The organism is Robinsoniella sp., assembly GCF_034124845.1.
This window is the reverse complement of record NZ_JAWYAJ010000358.1, coordinates 1-3,363: the sequence shown is the minus strand read 5'-3', so window position 1 is coordinate 3,363 and position 3,363 is coordinate 1. Positions and strand designations below refer to the sequence as shown.

At 36.2% G+C, this 3,363-nt stretch carries 5 protein-coding genes; all 5 read left to right on the top strand.

Translation table 11 applies throughout. The features are described from left to right. Window positions 1-796 (top strand): sensor histidine kinase (locus ACH2DQ_RS18025; protein WP_395027742.1); only part of this gene is annotated, 796 nt, incomplete at its 5' end. Between the two features lie 67 nt (window positions 797-863). Next, on the top strand, window positions 864-1,097 hold the full coding sequence (locus ACH2DQ_RS18020; protein WP_394913083.1) for a hypothetical protein: 234 nt from the start codon (window positions 864-866) through the stop codon (window positions 1,095-1,097). Window positions 1,098-1,776: 679 nt separating this feature from the next. Then, a complete protein-coding gene (locus ACH2DQ_RS18015) occupies window positions 1,777-2,253 on the top strand; it encodes a hypothetical protein (protein ID WP_394913084.1) in 477 nt (158 codons plus the stop codon). 71 nt (window positions 2,254-2,324) lie between these two features. After that, window positions 2,325-2,918 carry a stage II sporulation protein M gene (locus ACH2DQ_RS18010; protein WP_394913085.1) on the top strand — a complete coding sequence of 198 codons (594 nt, stop codon included), beginning with the start codon at window positions 2,325-2,327 and terminating at the stop codon, window positions 2,916-2,918. 246 nt (window positions 2,919-3,164) lie between these two features. After that, window positions 3,165-3,363, top strand: a 199-nt coding sequence (locus tag ACH2DQ_RS18005) for a site-specific integrase (RefSeq protein WP_395027739.1), incomplete at its 3' end; no start/stop codon positions are given.

The following is a 3,363-nucleotide window of genomic DNA, read 5'->3' as shown; positions in this document are numbered from 1 at the left end:
AAAATTTCTGCTGCTGGTAAGCAGTATTCTACTGTTGTGTGGCTTTGATGTGGAACATTATTTTACGAATTTTACACCTACTTATACCATGACAAAAATATCCTATGGGGTCTTTATGCTGATTCAATTTTTTTATATGCTGCGCTGCCTCCAGATCAACATAAATGAAATTAAAAATGCAAGGAAACTGGAGGTAGAACTGGCACAAAATCGGATTGCAATTGCGATCAGCCAAATCCAGCCTCATTTTCTGTATAATTCCTTAACGGCGATTAAACAGCTGTGTGTAATTGATCCTGGCAGGGCTGAGCAGGCGGTGGGAGACTTTGCCGGGTTTCTGCGGGAGAATCTGGATTCACTGTCCAGTTCGTCTCTAATATCCTTTCAGAAGGAGTTGAATCATATTAAAAATTATCTGGCATTGGAACAACTGCGGTTTGGATGCCGGTTAAAGGTCCACTACGATATAGAGATATCTGACTTTCATTTACCCTCCTTGGCAATACAGCCACTGGTGGAAAATGCTGTGCGGTATGGTGTGACAAAAAAGTCTGAGGGCGGCACCATAACAATTTCTACAAAGAATACCAGGGCAGGTATTCTGATTAAGGTAGCGGATGATGGTGCAGGATTTGATATGTACCATAAAAAAGAGGATGGACGTTCCCACATTGGAATCGAAAATGTAAAGAATAGATTAAAAGCACAGTGTAATGGCGAACTGACTCTGGAAAGCCAGTTGGGTAAGGGGACCGTGGTTACCATATTAATTAAGAAGAATGATGGCTCCTCGTAACTTTGCAGTCATAAAAGTGAGAGACGAGGCATATAATGATACTAAAGTTAACCATAGGAGGCGCAAAATGGCAAGAGGACCAAAAAAGAAATTAGATGATCAGATTCGGAGTGTGGACGAGCAGATAGCAAAGGTCAGTAGAAAACTGGACGAGTTACTGGCATTGAAAGAAAGCTTAGTACAGCAAAAACGGGAAGAAGAAGTAGGCAGACTTTATAATCTTATGGTAGAAAACGGGAAAACCCTGGATGAGATCGAACAGATTATTATTGCTTCCGCAGATACCCAGGAAATCGCATAAAAGAAGCAAATAAAAAGACAGCCAAATCAGCTGTCTTTCTTTTTCTTAAGTATGTAATTACAATTCTAAAATTTTATCTGAAGTATCTAAATCATCATTTGTAAGCTGTCTTAATTTTCATCTTAGGTAAAAAATGCAATCATTTGTTAGTTATCTTGCGTAATTAAAAATCAATTGTTATCTTAAGTTCATGTAAAGTCATGTGTAAGTTATCTTGTGTAGTTTCAATATAAATATTATATCTTAAGTATCTTATTAAATTATCATTCGTAGGTCATCTTATGTAATTTTAAAACAATCGTTAATCATAAGTATACTATTATCATCTGTAAGTAATCTTGTGTGTTTCATCAGTATATACTGATGTTATCTTATGTACTTCATTAAATCTTACGTATTCTACCAAAACTTCCAAGTTTTATCATTTGTACTTTGCCTGTCTATAGAGATAAGCGGTCTTTGGTATTTTTAAAATTTATCATTCGTGACATGTATGCCTCGTATGTTTTGTACTCTTATATAATAAAACAAAACGAGAAAAGAATCAAGAGGAAATTACGGGAATTTTGCAGAAATTTGAAATTTTCTGTGGGGAAAAGGAGATATGCATGCCGAATTTTGTTCTTCACAGGTAATTTTACACAGCATATAATAAATGTAAAAGAAGTGAGGTAGATTTATGGATAATGCTAATTACGTTGCTGTATATGGTGTAATTCAGGATATAAGAATGTTTGGGAATGAATGCTGCCAGCAGATTGTATCGATTTTAACAGATAATGGAGTGGTCAATTTTATCATTTCACCAAATACCTATGTGGTAAATGAAAGGAGATTGCGCAGAGGAATGAATGTAGCAGCATTTTATGATGCAAACCTTCCTGTGCCTTTAATCTATCCGCCACAGTATCAGGCTGTGATCATCACAGAGAGAAGACCCCAGGAAAATGTTATGGTAGATTATTTTAATAATCGTCTGGAAGCGGTAAACAATTCCTTGAAATTAAATGTTGGACGTGGAACAGATGTAGTTACGCCAAACGGACAGCGGTTTACCTGTAATTTACAGAATCGACTGCTCATCGTGTTTTACGGAGCTACAACAAGAAGCATTCCGCCACAGACCACGCCGAATAAAATTATCGTAATGTGTTGATTTGGCTTTTCTTGTTATGAGATGGACATTCCCGGCATAGAATAATAGTAAAAGGCCGGGAGTGTTTAAAGATGAAAAAAATAGATTGGATAGGGAAGCATTTTTGGATATTTGCCGGAGTTTTCTTTCTGGGCTTTCTTGGGGGGATCCTCTGGACAAATTTTGCCGGGGATGTTTATATTAATCAGACGGGAATACTCAGCAATTATTTTATCAGGCAATATAAATATATGGAGCTGGATCTGAATAGTTTCTTCTTTTTTGTGCTGGAAAGGAGATTAAAGTGGATTTTACTGCTGTGGTTATTGGGGTATACCGTTGCCGGACTGCCATGCATATTTATTTTTCTGCTATGGCTTGGGTATTCAGCTGGGGTTGTAATCACATTATCAGTATTGAAAATAGGCATGTTTGGGATATTGTTTTTTATCGCGTCAATCCTGCCTCAATGTCTGTTTTATATTCCGGCCCTCTTAGTATTTTTGAAATCGGTTTATGAAAAAGCAATCAAGAGGTTTCAAAATAAGAGCCATAATCGAAATGTAACCTTTGAATGGAATTATGTTCTGCTGCTAGTAGGTACACTGGGGGTTATGTTATTGGGCATATTCACGGAAAGTTATATAAATCCCTGGATTGTAAGGCAGATTTTGAAGATTTATTGAAAATAAAAGGAAATATTATGGCGAATTTTTACCATATGTGGTACATAGCAAAAGAGGGAAAGCGATATCTGGTATTTTGGGGTCTATTGCTGTAATTTTAGGTATTTTTGTGTAAAAAAACTATTTGATTTTATGCAGGAATATTATTATAATGTTAACATAATATTAGCTGCGGGGAGATCAAGGGACACGCGTAACCTTGATTTTTCTTATCTTTTTAGAATAATTCCGTTAGGAGCTGTTGACATGACACAAGATATACCACAATTTCTTACTTATTTAATACAAATTAAAAATGCATCGAACAGTACAGTGATGTCTTATCAAAGAGATTTAAAAAAGCTATTTGCTTTTTTGGATGAAAAGGGTGTGAATGAACCGGAGCAGGTGACTTCGACTAATTTAAATTCCTATGTACTGCATTTGGAGAAGCAGGGGTTATCCA